Here is a 17,162-nt window from a genome sequence, read left to right as displayed (position 1 = left end):
AAAAGTCAGTGGATCAGGGGACGAAAAATAGATCCGTCCCCTTTGAAAAACAACCCTCAATAACCGAGCGACAACCCGGTATTACGACGTGGGTCGTTCGCCCCATAGAAACGGTTCTTGCCGACCGGTTTGCCTTCCAGCGAAGGCGCGCCGACCAGAATCGCCGCCACATGGTTGGCGTCCTGTGGCCCGGCAAACTTGTGCCCCCAACTTTCGAGCATCTTCACCGTATCCGGACTGGTGGTGAAGGTCTCCAGGTTGGTCTCTTCCGGCAACCACTGCTGGTGGAAACGCGGTGCATCAACCGCTTCCTGGATGTTCATGCCGTAATCGATCACGTTGAGCATCGTCAGCAAGGTCGCGGTGATGATGCGACTGCCACCGGGAGTGCCGACGACCATCACGACTTTGCCGTCCTTGGTGACGATGGTCGGGCTCATGGACGACAGCGGTGCCTTGCCGGGAGCGATGACATTGGCCTCCCCTTGCACCAGGCCGTACATGTTCGGCACGCCGATTTTCGAGGTGAAGTCATCCATCTCGTCGTTGAGAATGACCCCGGTTTTGCTGGCCATGACGCCGGCGCCGAACCAGTCGTTCAGGGTGTAAGTCACCGAGACCGCGTTGCCCCACTTGTCGACGATGGAATAATGGGTGGTGTTGCTGCCTTCATGTGGCGCTACGCCGGGTTTGAGCTCGCGGGACACGCCGGCCTTTTGCGGATCGATGGCGGTGCGGAGTTTGGTGGCGTAGTTTTTATCCAGCAGATGAGCGATCGGGTTCTTCACAAAATCCGGGTCGCCCAGGTAGCTGTTGCGGTCCACGTAGGCATGACGCATCGCTTCAATCTGGTAGTGCATGCTCTGGGCCGAATGATAGCCCAGGTCTTTCATCGGATAGCCTTCGAGGATGTTCATGATCTCGCAAATCACAACGCCGCCGGAACTTGGCGGCGGTGCCGAGACCACATGGTAACCGCGGTAATCGCATTCGATCGGGGCCAGTTCGCGGGTCTTGTATTTGTCGAGGTCGGCCTGAGTGATGATGCCCTTGTTGGCCTGACTGGAGGTGACGATGGCGTCGGCCACCCAACCTTTATAGAAACCGTCGGCACCCTTCTCGGAAATTTCCCGCAGGGTTTTGCCGAGGTCTTTTTGCACCAGTTTCTGGCCGACCTGCATCGGCTCGCCGTTGCTCAGGAAGATCGAGCCGGAATCGCGCATGTCCTTTTTGAAGACGTCGGTGGCGTACTCCAGCAACTCGACATCGCCCTGCTCCAGCTCAAATCCGTCTTCGGCGAGCTTGATGGCCGGGGCGATGACTTCCTTGCGGGGTTTGGTGCCGTATTTCTCCAGCGCCAGTTCCATGCCCGACACGGTGCCGGGCACGCCAACGGCCAGATGGCCACGGGTGCTCAGGTCAGGGACGACATTGCCCTCCTTGTCGAGGTACATGTCTGCGGTGGCGGCCAGCGGTGCTTTTTCGCGGAAGTCGAGGAAGGTCTTGCGCCCGTCCGCCAACTGAATGGTCATGAAACCGCCGCCGCCCAGGTTGCCCGCCGCGGGATAAACCACCGCCAGCGCGTAACCGACCGCGACTGCGGCATCGACGGCGTTGCCGCCGTTCTTGAGCACATCGACGCCCACCTGACTGGCCAGATGCTGCGCGGTGACAACCATGCCGTTTTCGGCCGCGACCGGCGCCACGGAGGCCGCGTAAGCACTGAGGCAGCTGAGCGCCAACGAGGTCGCAATCAGCGATTTGGCAAAAGGTTCGAACTTCATGAGTCGGTCTCTTCTTGTTTTTAAGTAGGAAAACGCTTCAAGAGCAGTACGCAGTATGGCCCGGATTACGTATTGCGCCTCCCGGTCGAGGCAGTATGCTTGGCCGCTGTTCAACCTTTTGCGGAGTCCGCCGGTATGAGTTACACCTTCACCACCTTGGCGTCTCCGGTCGGCGAGTTAAAGCTGGTCGCGAACGGCTCGCGACTGGCAGCCATCCTCTGGGAAAACGACAAACCGGGTCGGGTAAGGCTTGGGCCGATGACAGAAGCGCCGGACAATCCGATCCTTGTGCGCACCACTCAGCAATTGCAGGAGTACTTCGCCGGTACGCGGAACCGTTTTGATCTCGAACTGGATTTTTCAGGGACGGAATTTCAGAAACAGGTGTGGGAAGCACTACTGAGCATCCCTTTTGGCGAGACCCGTAGCTACAGCGAGATTGCCCGGCAAATCGGCAATCCCAGCGCGGTGCGAGCGGTAGGTGCGGCGAATGGCAAGAATCCGCTTTCGATTGTTGCGCCGTGTCATCGGGTGATTGGCGCTTCGGGGAAGTTGACGGGGTTTGCCGGTGGACTAGAGGCGAAGGAACGGCTGCTGACGCTGGAGGGTTGCGAGTGGTCAGGAGCCGGCAGGACTGGCGATTTGTTCTGATCAGCCGTAACGCGACCTGTAGCAGCTGTCGAGCCCGCGAGGCTGCGTCCGGCTGCGAAGCAGTCATAAAGCTGTTCCGGGTAAACCGTGGTGCCTGAGTTTGCGACTGCTGCGCAGTCGGACGCAGCCTCGCAGGCTCGACAGCTGCTACATTGATTAGCCCGCCGTGAAAATATTTTTCATCGCCGCATACTGCAACAGCATGATGGTCTTCGCATCGCAGATTTCCCCGCGATAAAACGCCTCAAGTGCGTCGTCGAATTTCCACTCCAGCACTTCCAGTTCCTCGGTCTCCTCTTCCAGTCCGCCGCCATCGCTGACCTTAGACGCGGCATCGTACTCAGCGATGAAGAAGTGCAGTTTTTCAGTCACCGAACCAGGGCTCATGTAGGCCTCGAACACCTTGTGCACATGGTGCACGCGATAACCGGTTTCTTCCTCCGCTTCTTCGCGGATGCGCTCTTCAGGCGCCGCACCTTCGAGCAGCCCCGCCGCCACTTCGATCAGCAAGCCATCGTGGCCGTTGACAAACACTGGCAATCTGAATTGCCGGGTCAGCACGACGGTTTTCTTTTCGCGGTTGAACAGCAGAATCGCCGCGCCGTTGCCCCGGTCGTAGACCTCGCGGGTCTGGCGCTGCCATTCGCCGTTGTTGCGCAGGTAATCGAAGGTGATTTTCTTGAGCAGGTACCAGTCGTGGGACAACACCTGGGACTCGATGAGGTTGACCCGCTCGGCTGTGTTCGACATGACAACGCATCCCTTTTTCGTCGGAAGGCGCACATGTTAGGCGAAAACGAAAGCCTGGCGCTAAGAAAGCTGGGCCTTGTATTCCTTCACATATTGCCCCGCCAGCGTCTCTTTCTGTTTGTCGTCGAGTAGCTTGCCGGCCATCTGGAAGAACTTCTGCTCTTCCTCTTCCATGTGGTGATTGACCTTCTCGGCGAGCTTCTTCGCGACGGCCAGCCAAGCCGGACTGGACATCTCGGTCTCGTCCAGCGTTTCCATCATTTCGTCCATCTCGTGGTGTTCGGCAATCGCATGGCGACTGAGGTCGACGCCGTTGTCAAACTCCATCAGCGGGATGTAGAAATGGCGCTCTTCAGCGGTTTCGTGGGCCTGAAGTTCGGACTTGAACCGCTGGTAAGCCTCGACCCGCTCCGGGGTATCGCCGTTGGTCTGGATCAGCGCATCGGCGTAGGCGCGTTGGCGGTCATGGCTTTCGCGCAAGGCTTCAAAAATATTCACGGATTGTCCTCATAGGCCGCGTTCTGGAATGACGCTGTTTAGGCTAGACATCCGGGGGAGGACGACGGTTCCACTCGTTCTCAGGGAATAGAACAAGGCCTCGTAGGAGCAAAGCTTGCTCGCGATGAACGATAACGCGGTGTGTCAGTAAATACGCCATCGCGGGCAAGTCGGACCGCCGCATCGCTCGCTCCTACAGGGATATGCGTCAGTCCAAAGGATCAGAGGCAGGTCGCCAGCGCCGCGAGTCGGCGCTTGGCCACAAAGTCGTCACGTTGCGCGTAATAATTCAGCACGGTTGCGGAAGCGTCAGTCGTCACGTCCACAAAGGACTCGGCCGACCGCGTGTAAACGGTGGAACCACCCTTTTTGCCAGGCTGCAAATACGCGCCCGCATCGACCCCGAACACCGCCTCGTCCTGCCAGGAAAACTGCACACACTGGGCGACGACTTTTTCCGGCTTGTCCGACGTCAGGGTTTTGTACGGGGTTCCAGTGCGGGCATCGTTCATCGCCGAGCCGGCGCATCCCGCCAGCAACGTTACGGCCAGCGCCACCATCAGAATTCGCATTGCGTTCGCTCATCAAGAAAAAGCGGACTGTATCACCGCGGCACGGCGTATCGTTCTGCTTTACTTCATTTATACCGCGACACCGAGTGACGATTCGCGCACCCTGTCGCGCCATCAACGCCGCATCGCCCATATTTCCGGGCTCATTTTTTGGAAAGGCCATGACACCCAACGCCGAATATTACAAACCGACCGCTGAATATGCCGACAAGCTGATCAGCCAGATCGGTCAGACGCCGTCCTGGATTGCCAAGCGAATTGGCGTCACCGACAAGCGGATTCGTTACATCCTTGACGGCGAAAGAACCGTCAAAGGTGAAACCACGCCGATTCAAATGACGTATCCCGAGCAGTTTGCCCTTGAGGGCCTGGCAGCAGCGGCCAAGGCCAGCAAGAAGCAATCTTCGTAACCCGGCCTCAAGGAGCGACCATGGCGGCAACCGAACAGCAACACGAGCAAGCGCTGAAGAAGTTTCTCGATGTGCGCCCTGAACTGCGCGTCGAACTCGACAATCTCAACCCTCTGTTGGCTCAGGCCAAGGGCGAGACCGCGGCGCAGTACCGCGAGGAGCGCTTGAACGAAGCGTTTGAAACCGAGGCCGAGCACCTGGGATTGTTTGCCTGGGAGCTGACGCTGCAACTGACCGCGGCGACGCCCGAGGACTATCAGGTACAACGCCTGGAAGTGCACAAGGAAGTGGCCGAGATGGCCGGCATGGACTGGCTGGAGTATTGCGAGTTATATGGATTGAGTAAGTGACCATCGCGGTCGCTGCCTGAGGACGACCTTCGCTGATGTTGCCATCCCTTTCAACTGACCGCGCCAGCCCAGGCCATCTGCATACCCGGAAATGGCGGGGACGCATCGGCATGTCGCTGGTGGCCAGCCTCTCGGTGCTCGCTGGCATGACTGACGCCATCGGCTTCATGGCCAGCGGCGATTTCGTCTCGTTCATGAGCGGCAACACCACCCGCCTCGCCGTCGCCATCAGCGATGGCGACCTGGGCCTGACCTTGCGCCTGATGATACTCGTTGGCACCTTCGTCGTCGGCAACGCCTTGGGTATCGTCGTCAGCCGCCTCGGCGGCCGTCGGGCGCTGCCCTTGCTGCTGTGCATCGCCACGCTGCTGTGTGGGGCTGCGGCCTGGCCTTATGAGGAACAATTGCCGGCGTTGCTGGCGGCGATCATCGCCATGGGCATGCTCAATGCCGCCGTCGAAGAAGTGAACGGCCTGCCGGTCGGCCTGACCTACGTCACCGGCGCCCTGTCGCGCTTCGGCCGTGGGCTGGGACGCTGGATGCTCGGCGAACGTCGCAACGGTTGGCGCGTGCAACTGATCCCCTGGACCGGGATGTTTGCTGGCGCGGTCATCGGCGCCGTGCTGGAACATCACTTGGGGCTCAGCGCCTTGTTTGTCAGCGGTCTGCTGGCCGGCGCCATCGGGCTGCTGTCGCTGAAAATTCCGCGGCGTTGGCAGTTGGGGTATATGCCGCGCTGATCTTGACATGATCGTTCCCACGCTCTGCGTGGGAATGCTGCCCGGGACGCTCTGCGTCCCAAGCGGACGCAGAGCGTCCAATGAGGCATTCCCACGCGGAGCGTGGGAACGATCAGTGAATTCAGTGGGTGCAGCGATGGGTCTCGAGGAAAACGCCCTTCGCCGCCCCGGCGATAAAGCATTATCATGGCCGCAGTTTTGCTGATCGAGTCCGTCATGAAGTTCGCCATCGCGCTGTTTTCCGCCGCCCATGCGCCCTCCTCGCGCCGCGCCTTGCTGTTCGCCCAAGCCGCGCTGGCCGGCGGGCATGAGATTGTCCGGCTGTTTTTCTATCAGGACGGCGTCTACAACGCCTCCGCAAGCGTAGTCACGCCGCAGGATGAGCTGGACTTGCCCAAGCAATGGCGCAACTTCGTCACCGAGCATCAACTGGACGGTGTCGTGTGCATCGCCGCGGCCCTGCGCCGTGGTGTGTTGAACGAAGAAGAAGCCGGACGCTATCAGCGTGAAGCCGTTGCTGTAGGCGCGCCGTGGGAATTGTCCGGACTCGGCCAGTTGCATGATGCGGTGCAGGACGCTGACCGTCTGATCTGTTTCGGAGGCGCGTGAGATGCCTAAATCCTTGCTGATTATCAGCCGACAGGCGCCATGGTCCGGACCGAGTGCGCGGGAAGCGCTGGACATCGTGCTGGCCGGCGGTGCGTTCGACCTGCCGATCGGCCTGCTGTTTCTCGATGACGGGGTGTTTCAGCTCGCCGCGCAACAGGATGCCAAGGCCCTCCAGCAGAAGGACCTGAGCGCCAACCTGCAAGCCTTGCCGATGTTCGGTGTCGAAGACCTTTTCGTCTGTGGCGCCAGTGCTGCAGAACGGGGTCTGGACCCGGCCGGTTTAGCGCTGGAAGACGCTCAAGTGCTGGCCGCACACGAAATCACCGCACTTATTGACCGTTACGACCAGGTGATTACCCTCTGATGTCGACTTTGCATGTGTTGTCTCATTCCCCGTTCGGCGACGATCGCCTGACCAGTTGCTTGCGCGTGATTGGCGCTGGCGATGCGCTGCTGCTGTCTGGCGATGCGGCGTATGCCTTACAACCGGGCACCGCACCTTTCAGCACGCTGAGCGCCCGCAGTCTGAAACTGTTCGTGTTGGCCGAAGACGCTCAGGCCCGGGCGCTGGTTACTCCGGATTGGGCCACAGCCATCGATTACCCGGCCTTCGTCGAGCTGTCGATTCACTACGACAAGGTCAACAGTTGGCTATGAACTCCCTGACGGTCGGCGCACGCGCCATCGAGTTGGACAAGGACGGTTTCCTGGTAGAACTGAGCGACTGGTCCTTTGAGGTGGCCAGCGCCCTGGCCGCCGCCGAAGACATCGAGTTGAGCCCTGAACACTGGGAAATTCTCGAACTGCTGCGCAATTTTTACGACGAATTCCAGTTGTCGCCGGCCACCCGCCCGCTGATCAAGTACACCGCATTGAAGCTGGGCCCGGACAAGGGCAACAGCCTGCACCTGAACCGACTGTTCAAAGGCACCCCTGCCAAACTCGCCGCAAAACTGGCGGGCCTGCCCAAACCGACGAATTGCTTATGACCGATTACCCAGCGCTGACCCTCGAAACACCCGCCGAACATCCGTTCGCCCCGTTCGTGCGGATCCTCGGCAAAGGCAAACGCGGGGCTCGCGACTTGACCCGCGAGGAAGCCCGCGAAGCGATGGGCATGGTGCTCGACCACAAAGTCGAAGACACCCAGCTCGGCGCCTTCCTGATGCTGTTGCGGCACAAGGAAGAAAGCGCCGAGGAGATGGCGGGCTTTACCGAAGCGTTGCGCGAACGTCTCAATTCTCCAGCACTGGCAGTTGATCTGGACTGGCCGACGTATGCCGGCAAGAAACGTCATCTGCCGTGGTATCTGCTGGCGGCCAAGTGCCTGGCGCAAAATGGTCTGCGCATCTTCATGCACGGCGGCGGCGCGCACACGGCGGGTCGGCTGTATAGCGAACAGCTGCTGGATGAGTTGAAGATTCCGTTGTGCCGCGACTGGCAGCAGGTGGGTGTGGCGCTGGATAACGGCGGACTGGCCTTCATGCCGCTGGTGGATTGGGCGCCGCAACTTCAGCGCATGATCGACCTGCGCAACACCCTGGGCCTGCGTTCGCCGATCCACTCCCTGGCGCGGATTCTCAATCCGTTGGGTGCTCGCTGTGGCCTGCAAAGCATTTTCCACCCCGGTTACCAGGCTGTGCATCGCGATGCCAGCGGCTTGCTCGGCGATACCGCGATCGTGGTGAAAGGCGACGGCGGCGAAATCGAGATCAACCCGGACGCCGACAGTCATCTGTACGGCACCACGGGCGGCGAAAGCTGGGATGAGGAATGGCCGCAACTGTCGAGCCAGCGCCACGTCAAACCGGCCGCGCTCGATCCCGGACACCTGAAAGCCGTGTGGCGTGGCGACGTGGTCGACAGCTACCCGCAAATGGCGCTGATCTCGACCATGGCCCTGGCCTTGCGGGGCCTCGGTCAAACCCGCGAAAGCGCCTTCGAAACCGCCCAGCAGTACTGGGATGCTCGGGACAGATCGATTTAACCGATCATAAGCGCCAAACCTTTGCGCTTTTTTATCGAACCTATGCGAATAGACTTCTCTCCAATGCTTACTGGTTGAGGAGTCTAGAACATGGGTTTGTTGGTTGAAGGTCGCTGGCATGACCAGTGGTATGAAAGCAGCAAGGACGGCGCGTTCCAGCGTGAACAGGCGCAGCGTCGCCACTGGCTGACCGCCGACGGCAAACCCGGCCCGACCGGTGTCGGTGGTTTTGCGGCCGAGGCCGGGCGCTATCATCTCTATGTGTCCCTCGCCTGTCCGTGGGCGCACCGCACGCTGATCCTGCGCAAACTCAAAGGTCTCGATAGCTTTATCGATGTGTCAGTGGTCAGTTGGCTAATGCTGGAAAACGGCTGGACCTTCGACCAGAACCTCGGATCGACCGGCGACAAGCTCGATCACTTCGACTTCATGCACCAGCGCTATACCGCCGATACTGCCGACTACACCGGCCGCGTCACGGTGCCATTGCTCTGGGACAAACAGCAGAATCGCATCGTTAACAATGAATCGGCGGAGATCATCCGCATGTTCAATGGCGCCTTCGATGATTTGACGGGTAATGACCTGGATTTCTACCCGGCGCCGCTGCGGGGCGAGATCGACGCGCTGAACGAACGGATTTATCCGGCGGTGAACAATGGTGTGTACCGCGCCGGGTTTGCCACGTCGCAGAAAGCCTATGAAGAGGCGTTCGATGATGTGTTTGCCGAGCTGGATCGGCTGGAGCTGCTGTTAGGCGAGAATCGTTACTTAGTCGGTGAATACCTGACAGAAGCGGACATTCGGCTGTTCACCACACTGATTCGCTTCGACGCGGTGTACTACGGGCACTTCAAGTGCAACCTGCGGCGAATTGCCGACTATCCGAACCTGTCGAACTGGCTACGGGAGATTTACCAGTGGCCGGGGATTGCCGAGACGGTGGATTTCGAGCACATAAAGCCTCACTACTACGGCAGCCACAAGACCATCAACCCAACGGGGGTTGTACCGAAAGGGCCGGCGCAGGATTTCACGGCACCGCATGATCGGGAGCGGCTGAGCGGGAAAGGGGTTTGGCGCAGGGCCTAAGGTGTGTGCAGCTTTTGAGGGCCCCTTCGCGGGCAAGCCTCGCTCCTACAGATCTCACCGACCGTAGGAGCGAGGCTTGCCCGCGAAGGAGGCGACTCGGTCTTCAGACCTGCGCCTGAGCCCCTTCGAACCACGCCAGTTTCTCGCGCAACTGCACCACTTCCCCAACGATCACCAGCGTCGGCGCATGCACTTCATGCTCCGCCACCAGCTGCGGCAAATTCGCCAAGGTGCCGGTAAACACCCGCTGATTGACGGTGGTGCCCTGCTGGATCAACGCCGCCGGCGTATCCGCTGCGCGACCATGCTTGATCAATTGCTCGCAGATGATCGGCAAGCCCACCAACCCCATGTAAAACACCAGGGTTTGCGCCGGCGCAACCAGGTCGGCCCACGGCAAATCGGTGGAGCCGTCCTTCAGGTGCCCAGTGACAAAACGCACCGACTGCGCGTAATCGCGGTGCGTCAGCGGAATCCCGGCATACGCCGCGCAACCGCTGGCCGCCGTGATACCCGGCACCACCTGGAACGGAATGCCATGGGCTGCCAGCTCTTCGATCTCTTCACCGCCGCGTCCGAAGATGAACGGATCACCACCCTTCAACCGCACGACCCGCTTGCCTTGCTTGGCCAAATCCACCAATTGCTGGTTGATCTGATCCTGCGGCACAGCGTGATCGGCGCGACGCTTGCCGACGTAAACCCGTTCGGCATCGCGACGGCACAAATCCAGAATCGCGGGCGCCACCAAGCGGTCATACAGCACCACATCGGCTTGCTGCATCAAACGCAACGCGCGGAAGGTCAGCAGGTCCGGATCACCCGGCCCTGCGCCCACCAGATAAACTTCGCCGGTGGCCACAGGTGCTTCACCATTGATCTTCGCCAGCATCAAGCGCTCGGCTTCGGCGCCCTGCCCGGCCAGTTGTCGATCGGCAATCGGGCCCTGGAACACGTCTTCCCAGAACGCCCGACGCTGCTGCACATCCGGGAACAGGCGTTTGACCTGGCTGCGGAATCGCGCTGCCAGACCGGCCAATTGACCGTAGGTGGAAGGAATCCAGGTTTCCAGTTTGGCACGGATCAACCGCGCCAGCACCGGCGCGTCGCCGCCACTCGATACCGCAATGATCAAAGGGGAACGGTCGACGATCGCTGGGAAGATCACGCTGCACAAGGCCGGCGCATCCACCACGTTGACCGGCACGCAACGCCGATGGGCATCGGCGGAGACTTGCGCGTTCAGCGGTTCGTCGTCGGTGGCGGCAATGATCAGCCCGCAACCGTCCAGGTCCGCTTCGACGTAGCCACGCACCCAACACTCGCCACCGCTGCCGATAACCAGTTCACGCAGTTGCGGCTCGATTTCAGGTGCAACCACCCGCAGCAGCGCACCGGCGTCGGCCAGCAGGCGGGATTTGCGCAAGGCAATCTCCCCCCCGCCGACGACCAACACACGACTGCCGCGAAGGTTATGAAACAGCGGCAGATAGTCCATTTAGCCGATGACCTCAAGGCCACCCATGTACGGTTTCAGCACGTCCGGCACACGGATCGAGCCGTCGGCTTGCTGGTAGTTTTCCAGCACCGCCACCAGCGTACGACCGACCGCCAGGCCGGAACCGTTCAGGGTGTGAACCAGTTCAGGCTTGCCGGTTTCCGGGTTGCGGAAGCGCGCTTGCATACGACGGGCCTGGAAGTCGCCGCAGTTGGAGCACGACGAAATCTCGCGGTATTTGTCCTGGCTCGGGATCCACACTTCCAGGTCGTAGGTCTTGACCGCGCTGAAACCCATGTCGCCGGTACACAGCGCCAGGGTGCGATAAGGCAGTTCCAGCAGTTGCAGGACTTTCTCGGCGTTGGCGGTCAGGCCTTCGAGCGCTTCCATCGAAGTCGATGGCTCAACGATCTGGACCATTTCAACCTTGTCGAATTGGTGTTGACGGATCATGCCGCGAGTATCGCGACCCGACGCACCGGCTTCGCTGCGGAAGCACGGTGTGTGCGCAACGAACTTGATTGGCAGCAGTTTCGAATCGACGATTTCGCCCGCGACGATGTTGGTCAGCGACACTTCAGCAGTCGGGATCAGGTACAGATCGGCTTCGCCTTCGCGAGTGATCTTGAACAGGTCTTCTTCGAATTTCGGCAGCTGACCCGTGCCTTGCAGCGCCGGCGCTTGAACCAGATAAGGCGTGTAGGCCTCTTCGTAACCGTGTTCGCTGGTGTGCAGGTTGATCATGAATTGCGCCAGGGCGCGGTGCATACGAGCGATCGGGCCACGCAGCAGGGCGAAACGGGCGCCGGACAGCTTGGCGGCGGTTTCGAAGTCCAGCCAGCCGAACTTCTCGCCCAGGGCGACGTGGTCTTGAACGGGGAAATCGAACGCGGTCGGGGTGCCCCAGCGGCGCACTTCGACGTTGCCGTCTTCGTCATCGCCGATCGGCACGGATTCGTGCGGCAGGTTCGGGATGCCGAGCAGGATCGAATCCAGATCGGTCTGGATCCCGTCCAGCTCGACTTTACCGGCGCTCAATTCGTTCGCCATGCGCTCGACGTCGGCCATCAGCGGCGCGATGTCTTCGCCACGCTGCTTGGCCTGACCGATGGATTTGGAGCGCGCATTACGTTCAGCCTGCAGTGCTTCGGTGCGGGTCTGGACGGTCTTGCGCTGTTCTTCCAGCGCTTCGATGCGCGCAACATCCAGCGTATAGCCACGGGATGCCAGGCGGTCCGCTACGTCCTGAAGGTTGCTACGTAACAGTTTGGAATCGAGCATGTCGGTCTCTCGTTATCAAAGTTTGGTCAAGGACAGGCCAGCCCAGGTAGCGAGCAGCCCGCCGAATACGCTGATGGCAGCATAGCCTAGGGCCAGCGGCATTTGCCCGGTTTCCAGCAGGCGCACCGTATCCAGTGAAAAGGATGAAAAAGTTGTCAGCCCCCCCAGGAAGCCAACCATCAACCCGGCGCGCACCTCAATCGGCACCTCCGGGCGGATCAAAAACAGACCGTATAGAACGCCGATCAGCAAACAGCCGACGATATTAACGGCCAGCGTCGCGGTATAGAAGTGCCGCGGCCAATTAGCGTTGATCCAGTTACCGGTGGCAAAGCGCAAAAGCGTTCCGGAGATACCGCCCACACAAACGGCAACGATCAAAGGAATCACTATTTTCTCCGCTGCCGTGGGCTGAGACGGTCAAGTTGCGCGAGGTGATTGAGCTTCTCGCCGATCTTCAGCTCCAGCCCGCGGGGCACCGGTTGATAGAACGGTTGTGGCTCAAGTTCTTCCGGAAAGTAATCTTCGCCGGCCGCGTAGGCGTCCGGCTCATCGTGCGCGTAACGGTATTCGTCGCCATAACCCAGTTGCTTCATCAATTTGGTCGGCGCGTTGCGCAGGTGCAGCGGCACTTCCAGCGAACCGTGTTCGGTGGCGCTGCGCATGGCGGCTTTGAAACCCATGTACACCGCATTGCTTTTCGGCGCGCAAGCCAGATAGGTGATGGCCTGAGCCACCGCCAATTCGCCTTCAGGGCTGCCGAGGCGCTCCTGCACTTCCCACGCCGCCAGGCACAGGCTCAGGGCGCGGGGGTCGGCGTTGCCGATGTCTTCGCTGGCCATGCGCACCACGCGCCGGGCCAGGTACAGCGGATCGCAACCGCCATCGATCATCCGGGCGAACCAGTACAGCGCGCCGTCGGGATTAGAGCCGCGCACCGACTTATGCAGCGCAGAGATCTGGTCGTAGAACGCTTCGCCGCCCTTGTCGAAACGCCGACGGGTATCACCGAGCAGACTTTGCAGCAGGTCGACGCCGATCTCGCTGTTGTCTTCAGCCAGGTCCGAGGCGTTTTCCAGCAAGTTCAGCAGACGCCGGCCATCGCCATCGGCAGCCGACAGCAGCATCTGGAAGCCTTCATCGCTGAGGGTCAGTTGCCGCGCTCCCAAACCACGCTCTTCGGTGAGGGCTCGATGCACCAGCTTACGCAGGGCCGCTTCGTCGAGGCTTTTGAGCACGTAGACGCGGGCCCGTGAGAGTAGCGCGTTGTTGAGTTCAAACGAGGGGTTTTCAGTGGTCGCGCCAATGAAAATCAGCGTGCCGTCTTCAACGTACGGCAGGAACGCATCCTGCTGGGACTTGTTGAAACGGTGCACTTCATCGACAAACAGGATGGTTCGCTTGCCGTACTGCCCGGCCTGCTGCTTGGCGATTTCCACCGCCTGACGGATTTCCTTCACGCCGGCCAGTACCGCCGAGACCGTTTCGAAGTGCGCGTCCGAGACTTCCGCCAGCAGCCGCGCCAGGGTGGTTTTGCCCACACCCGGCGGGCCCCAGAAAATCATCGAGTGCAAGGCACCCTGCTCCAGCGCTTCGCGCAAAGGCTTGCCGCGAGCGAGCAGGTGTTCCTGACCGACGTACTCGTCCAGATTGGCTGCCCGCAAACGGGCGGCCAAAGGTTGAGCAATCGGGGCACTGCGAAACAGGTCCATCACTACTTATGAAACCTCACTGGGTGCTGCGTCTTATTCCTGGATCACATCGGCACCCTTCGGGATGACGAACTTGAACTTGGACGCCGGAATCGGCTCGTTGGCCTTCACACCGGTGAACAGGATATTGGTGCGCTGACCGACGCTGTCGATCAGTTGCATGTCATTGACCAAGCCATTGCGGAACGACAGACGCAGGCTGTCGAACAGGGTGTCTTTGGTTTTCGGCTTCAGCGTGAAGTCGATCACGCCACCGGCTTCCTTGGCGCTGATATCGAAGCTCTGGCTGATCTTGGACACATCACCGGACAGCAGCAGCGCCGGGGTCTGGGTCAGGCGCTGGTCGAGGTTCTTGATGGTGACCTGCTCCAGGTCCGGGTCCCACAGGGAAACTTTCTTGCCGTCGGAGACCATCAACTGCTCTTGCGGTGCGTCGGTGTGCCAGTAGAACAGGCCAGGACGCTGCAGGGACATTTGACCGGCCGTTTCCTGCAACCGGGTGCCACTGCCGTCAAGGGTCAGCTGCGAGAAACGCGCGGTCAGGGTCTGGGATTTTTCCAGCAATTGGGTCAGACGCGCCACGTCCTTGTCATCGGCGTGGGCCGAAAGCGTGGTCAAAGCCAGTACCGGCAGCAACAGCATGCGGATAAGACGCATGGGAGTCCTCATAACATTCGTGGGGAGTGCGGCGGCACATCAGTGCGCCACCGCTTTTTCAGTTCAGATCAGTCAAATCAGTCGCGCACCGGGGCAGGGGCCAGGACTTCACGCGAACCGTTGGTGTTCATGGACGTCACGACCCCGGCCATTTCCATGGCTTCGATCATGCGCGCGGCGCGGTTGTAGCCGATTTTCAGCTTGCGCTGAACCGCTGAGATGGACGCACGACGGCTTTCCAGTACGAACTGCACCGCTTCGTCGTAGAGCGCATCGGATTCACTGTCGTCATCGCCGCCGCTGCCGCCTTCAAAGCCGCTACCGGGTTCTTCGACACCCGCAAGGATCTCGTCGTTGTATTCCGGCGCGCCACGCAGCTTCCAGGCCTCAACCACCCGGTGAACCTCGTCATCGGACACGAAGGCACCGTGGACACGGATCGGCAGACTGGTGCCCGGCGGCATGTAGAGCATGTCACCGTGGCCCAACAGTTGTTCGGCGCCGCCCTGGTCGATGATGGTTCGCGAATCGATCTTGCTCGATACCTGGAACGCCATGCGGGTCGGAATGTTGGCCTTGATCAGACCAGTGATCACATCAACCGACGGACGCTGGGTCGCAAGGATCAAGTGGATACCGGCAGCACGGGCCTTCTGGGCGATACGGGCGATCAATTCTTCAACCTTCTTGCCGACGATCATCATCATGTCGGCGAATTCGTCCACCACCACGACAATGGTCGGCAGCTTGGTCAGCAGCGGCGCTTCGTCGTGAATGCTTTCGCGCTTGTACAGCGGATCGGTCAACGGCGTGCCGGCGTCCTGGGCTTCCTTGACCTTGGCATTGAAGCCCGACAGGTTACGCACGCCCATCTTCGCCATCAGTTTGTAGCGACGCTCCATCTCCGCCACGCTCCAGCGCAGGGCGTTGGCCGCGTCCTTCATGTCGGTCACGACCGGGCACAGCAGGTGCGGAATGCCTTCGTAGATCGACAGCTCAAGCATTTTCGGGTCGATCATGATCAGCTTGGCGTCTTCCGGGCCGGACTTGAACAGGATCGACAGGATCATCGCGTTCACACCTACCGATTTACCGGAACCCGTCGTACCGGCTACCAGCAAATGGGGCATTTTCGCCAGATCGGTGATGACCGGCTTGCCACCAATGTCGTGGCCCAAGGCCAACGTGACCGGCGACTTGAAGTTATCGTATTCAGGGGTCGACAGCACTTCGGAGAAGCGCACGATCTGACGATCTTCGTTAGGAATTTCGATACCCACGGTGGTCTTGCCCGGAATAACTTCGACCACACGCACGCTGGTCACGGCCAGGGAACGTGCCAGGTCTTTCGCCAGATTGGAGATGCGGCTGACCTTGACGCCTGCCGCTGGCTGGATTTCGTAACGGGTAATGACCGGGCCTGGGTGAATCGAATCCACCGAGACTTCGACGCCGAATTCCTTGAGCTTGATTTCCAGCAAGTGGCCAACCGCCGCCAGGGATTCAGGCGAATAATTGAGTTGTTTCTTTTCTGCAGGGTCGAGAATCGAGATCGGCGGCAAGGTGCCTTCGACGGCGCTGTCTACGAACAGCGGCGCCTGTTTCTCTTTTTCCACGCGATTGCTGGGAGCCGCTGGTTTGGGCGGAGCTGGCGCAATGACCGGCGGCACCTGCTTCTCGCGGTCGGACATGTGCTTGCTCAGCGCTTGCTCACGCTCGATCAAGCGTTCCTTGACCTTGGCCTGCTCGCGCTTGTCGGTGACGGTCGGCGCCACCACGTCATGGACGCGGTCGTCGACTTCACGCAATTGAGCGACCAGTTGCTTACGTTCGGTGCGGGCGGCCCACCAGCGATTGGCCGCACCCTGGAACAATTCAAACAGGTCGAGGGTGATCTTGCCGGTGAGGTCCATCACCTTGAACCACGACAGGTCGGTGAACACCGTCAGGCCAAACAGGAACAACGCGATGAGCAACAGCGTACTGCCCTGAATATTCAGGGCGTTCCTGGCCAGGTCGCCGAGGCTTTCACCTAAAGCGCCGCCAGCACCGGCCGGCAGGCCGGTAGCGGCGTGGAAATGGATATGGGCCAGGGCGGCGCCCGACAACACCAGAAACACCAGGCCGATCAGGCGCCAGGAGAACAGCCAGCCGCTCCACTCCCACTGCTCGTGGCGTTGACGGAAGATCTGATAAGCCTTGATCGCCAGCAACAGCGGGAAGATGTAGGCGAAGTAACCCAACACCATGAACAGGATATCGGCGCTGTAGGAGCCGACCGGTCCACCGAAGTTCTGCACATCGTCGATCTTGCTGTTATGGCTCCAGCCCGGATCGTCCTTGCCATAGGTCAACAAGGCCATCATCAGGAACAGGCACAAGCCGCCGATGGCGATCAATGCACCTTCCTTGAGCCGGTAGTGCAACTGCTGGCGCCAGAGCGGAACGACTGTTTTTGGTGCTGCGGTGGATTTCTTCAAAACGCTTCTTTTCCTGCGCCCATGGCGCGTCCATCTGTTAAATGACTTAAAAAAACTGCCTAATCCAGGCAGGTAAAAAAGTTAACAGGCG

Annotated in this window: 20 protein-coding genes; 10 read left to right on the top strand and 10 right to left on the bottom strand. The window is 60.2% G+C overall.

All coding sequences use genetic code 11. The features are described from left to right. Positions 1 to 56 precede the first annotated feature (56 nt). Positions 57 to 1,784: a gamma-glutamyltransferase gene (gene ggt, locus ACYZT3_RS11615; protein ID WP_282377729.1), complete on the bottom strand. Its 1,728-nt coding sequence runs from the start codon at positions 1,782 to 1,784 to the stop codon at positions 57 to 59. 135 nt (positions 1,785 to 1,919) lie between these two features. On the opposite strand from ggt, the gene ACYZT3_RS11610 reads away from it, so the two are divergent. After that, positions 1,920 to 2,435 carry a methylated-DNA--[protein]-cysteine S-methyltransferase gene (locus ACYZT3_RS11610; RefSeq protein ID WP_282377728.1) on the top strand — a complete coding sequence of 172 codons (516 nt, stop codon included), beginning with the start codon at positions 1,920 to 1,922 and terminating at the stop codon, positions 2,433 to 2,435. A 156-nt stretch (positions 2,436 to 2,591) separates the two neighbouring features. On the opposite strand, the gene ACYZT3_RS11605 is transcribed toward ACYZT3_RS11610, so the two are convergent. From ACYZT3_RS11605 to ACYZT3_RS11595, 3 genes are all read right to left on the bottom strand, one after another. After that, positions 2,592 to 3,185 (bottom strand): NUDIX domain-containing protein, encoded by a 594-nt coding sequence (locus ACYZT3_RS11605; protein ID WP_056743878.1) that lies wholly within the window; start codon positions 3,183 to 3,185, stop codon positions 2,592 to 2,594. A gap of 60 nt (positions 3,186 to 3,245) precedes the next feature. Next, positions 3,246 to 3,683: a hemerythrin domain-containing protein gene (locus ACYZT3_RS11600; RefSeq protein WP_462032122.1), complete on the bottom strand. Its 438-nt coding sequence runs from the start codon at positions 3,681 to 3,683 to the stop codon at positions 3,246 to 3,248. A 221-nt stretch (positions 3,684 to 3,904) separates the two neighbouring features. Then, a complete protein-coding gene (locus ACYZT3_RS11595; protein WP_282377726.1) occupies positions 3,905 to 4,255 on the bottom strand; it encodes a hypothetical protein in 351 nt (116 codons plus the stop codon). A gap of 161 nt (positions 4,256 to 4,416) precedes the next feature. Between ACYZT3_RS11595 and ACYZT3_RS11590 the strand changes: the two genes are divergently transcribed. From ACYZT3_RS11590 to ACYZT3_RS11550, 9 genes are all read left to right on the top strand, one after another. After that, on the top strand, positions 4,417 to 4,665 hold the full coding sequence (locus ACYZT3_RS11590) for a hypothetical protein (RefSeq protein WP_462032121.1): 249 nt from the start codon (positions 4,417 to 4,419) through the stop codon (positions 4,663 to 4,665). 20 nt (positions 4,666 to 4,685) lie between these two features. Further along, positions 4,686 to 5,015: a DUF6388 family protein gene (locus ACYZT3_RS11585; RefSeq protein ID WP_282377725.1), complete on the top strand. Its 330-nt coding sequence runs from the start codon at positions 4,686 to 4,688 to the stop codon at positions 5,013 to 5,015. A 35-nt stretch (positions 5,016 to 5,050) separates the two neighbouring features. Continuing rightward, positions 5,051 to 5,755 carry a YoaK family protein gene (locus tag ACYZT3_RS11580; RefSeq protein ID WP_462032120.1) on the top strand — a complete coding sequence of 235 codons (705 nt, stop codon included), beginning with the start codon at positions 5,051 to 5,053 and terminating at the stop codon, positions 5,753 to 5,755. Between the two features lie 216 nt (positions 5,756 to 5,971). Beyond that, positions 5,972 to 6,364: a sulfurtransferase complex subunit TusD gene (gene tusD / locus ACYZT3_RS11575; RefSeq protein ID WP_282377723.1), complete on the top strand. Its 393-nt coding sequence runs from the start codon at positions 5,972 to 5,974 to the stop codon at positions 6,362 to 6,364. Between the two features lies 1 nt (position 6,365). Beyond that, a complete protein-coding gene (gene tusC / locus ACYZT3_RS11570; RefSeq protein WP_282377722.1) occupies positions 6,366 to 6,728 on the top strand; it encodes a sulfurtransferase complex subunit TusC in 363 nt (120 codons plus the stop codon). Beyond that, positions 6,728 to 7,021, top strand: coding sequence for a sulfurtransferase complex subunit TusB (gene tusB / locus ACYZT3_RS11565; RefSeq protein WP_282377719.1), 294 nt, complete (start codon positions 6,728 to 6,730; stop codon positions 7,019 to 7,021). Before tusC ends, tusB begins: the two co-directional genes overlap by 1 nt. Beyond that, positions 7,018 to 7,353, top strand: a complete 336-nt coding sequence (locus ACYZT3_RS11560; RefSeq protein ID WP_282377718.1) for a TusE/DsrC/DsvC family sulfur relay protein — start codon at positions 7,018 to 7,020, stop codon at positions 7,351 to 7,353. The genes tusB and ACYZT3_RS11560 overlap by 4 nt, the downstream gene beginning before the upstream one ends. Next, positions 7,350 to 8,351, top strand: a complete 1,002-nt coding sequence (locus ACYZT3_RS11555) for a glycosyl transferase family protein (RefSeq protein WP_282377717.1) — start codon at positions 7,350 to 7,352, stop codon at positions 8,349 to 8,351. Before ACYZT3_RS11560 ends, ACYZT3_RS11555 begins: the two co-directional genes overlap by 4 nt. A 90-nt stretch (positions 8,352 to 8,441) precedes the next feature. Further along, positions 8,442 to 9,443 carry a glutathione S-transferase family protein gene (locus tag ACYZT3_RS11550; RefSeq protein WP_462032119.1) on the top strand — a complete coding sequence of 334 codons (1,002 nt, stop codon included), beginning with the start codon at positions 8,442 to 8,444 and terminating at the stop codon, positions 9,441 to 9,443. Positions 9,444 to 9,546: 103 nt separating this feature from the next. Here the strand turns inward: ACYZT3_RS11550 and cysG are convergent, their stop codons facing one another. The 6 genes from cysG to ACYZT3_RS11520 form a co-directional block, all read right to left on the bottom strand. Beyond that, the gene (gene cysG / locus ACYZT3_RS11545; protein ID WP_282377715.1) at positions 9,547 to 10,941 is read right to left on the bottom strand and encodes a siroheme synthase CysG; all 1,395 of its coding nucleotides are present in this window, start codon (positions 10,939 to 10,941) and stop codon (positions 9,547 to 9,549) included. Further along, complete coding sequence (gene serS, locus ACYZT3_RS11540; RefSeq protein WP_282377714.1) at positions 10,942 to 12,222, bottom strand: serine--tRNA ligase; 1,281 nt, start codon at positions 12,220 to 12,222, stop codon at positions 10,942 to 10,944. Positions 12,223 to 12,237: 15 nt separating this feature from the next. Continuing rightward, a complete protein-coding gene (crcB, locus tag ACYZT3_RS11535; RefSeq protein ID WP_462032118.1) occupies positions 12,238 to 12,612 on the bottom strand; it encodes a fluoride efflux transporter CrcB in 375 nt (124 codons plus the stop codon). Continuing rightward, positions 12,612 to 13,934, bottom strand: a complete 1,323-nt coding sequence (locus ACYZT3_RS11530; protein ID WP_282377712.1) for a replication-associated recombination protein A — start codon at positions 13,932 to 13,934, stop codon at positions 12,612 to 12,614. Before ACYZT3_RS11530 ends, crcB begins: the two co-directional genes overlap by 1 nt. Before the next feature lie 33 nt (positions 13,935 to 13,967). Continuing rightward, the gene (lolA, locus tag ACYZT3_RS11525) at positions 13,968 to 14,591 is read right to left on the bottom strand and encodes an outer membrane lipoprotein periplasmic chaperone LolA (RefSeq protein ID WP_282377711.1); all 624 of its coding nucleotides are present in this window, start codon (positions 14,589 to 14,591) and stop codon (positions 13,968 to 13,970) included. 77 nt (positions 14,592 to 14,668) lie between these two features. Continuing rightward, positions 14,669 to 17,071 (bottom strand): DNA translocase FtsK, encoded by a 2,403-nt coding sequence (locus ACYZT3_RS11520; RefSeq protein WP_282377710.1) that lies wholly within the window; start codon positions 17,069 to 17,071, stop codon positions 14,669 to 14,671. Between the last annotated feature and the right edge of the window lie 91 nt (positions 17,072 to 17,162).

The organism is Pseudomonas sp. MDT1-16, from assembly GCF_054898115.1.
This window is presented reverse-complemented; position numbering and strand designations above follow the sequence as displayed.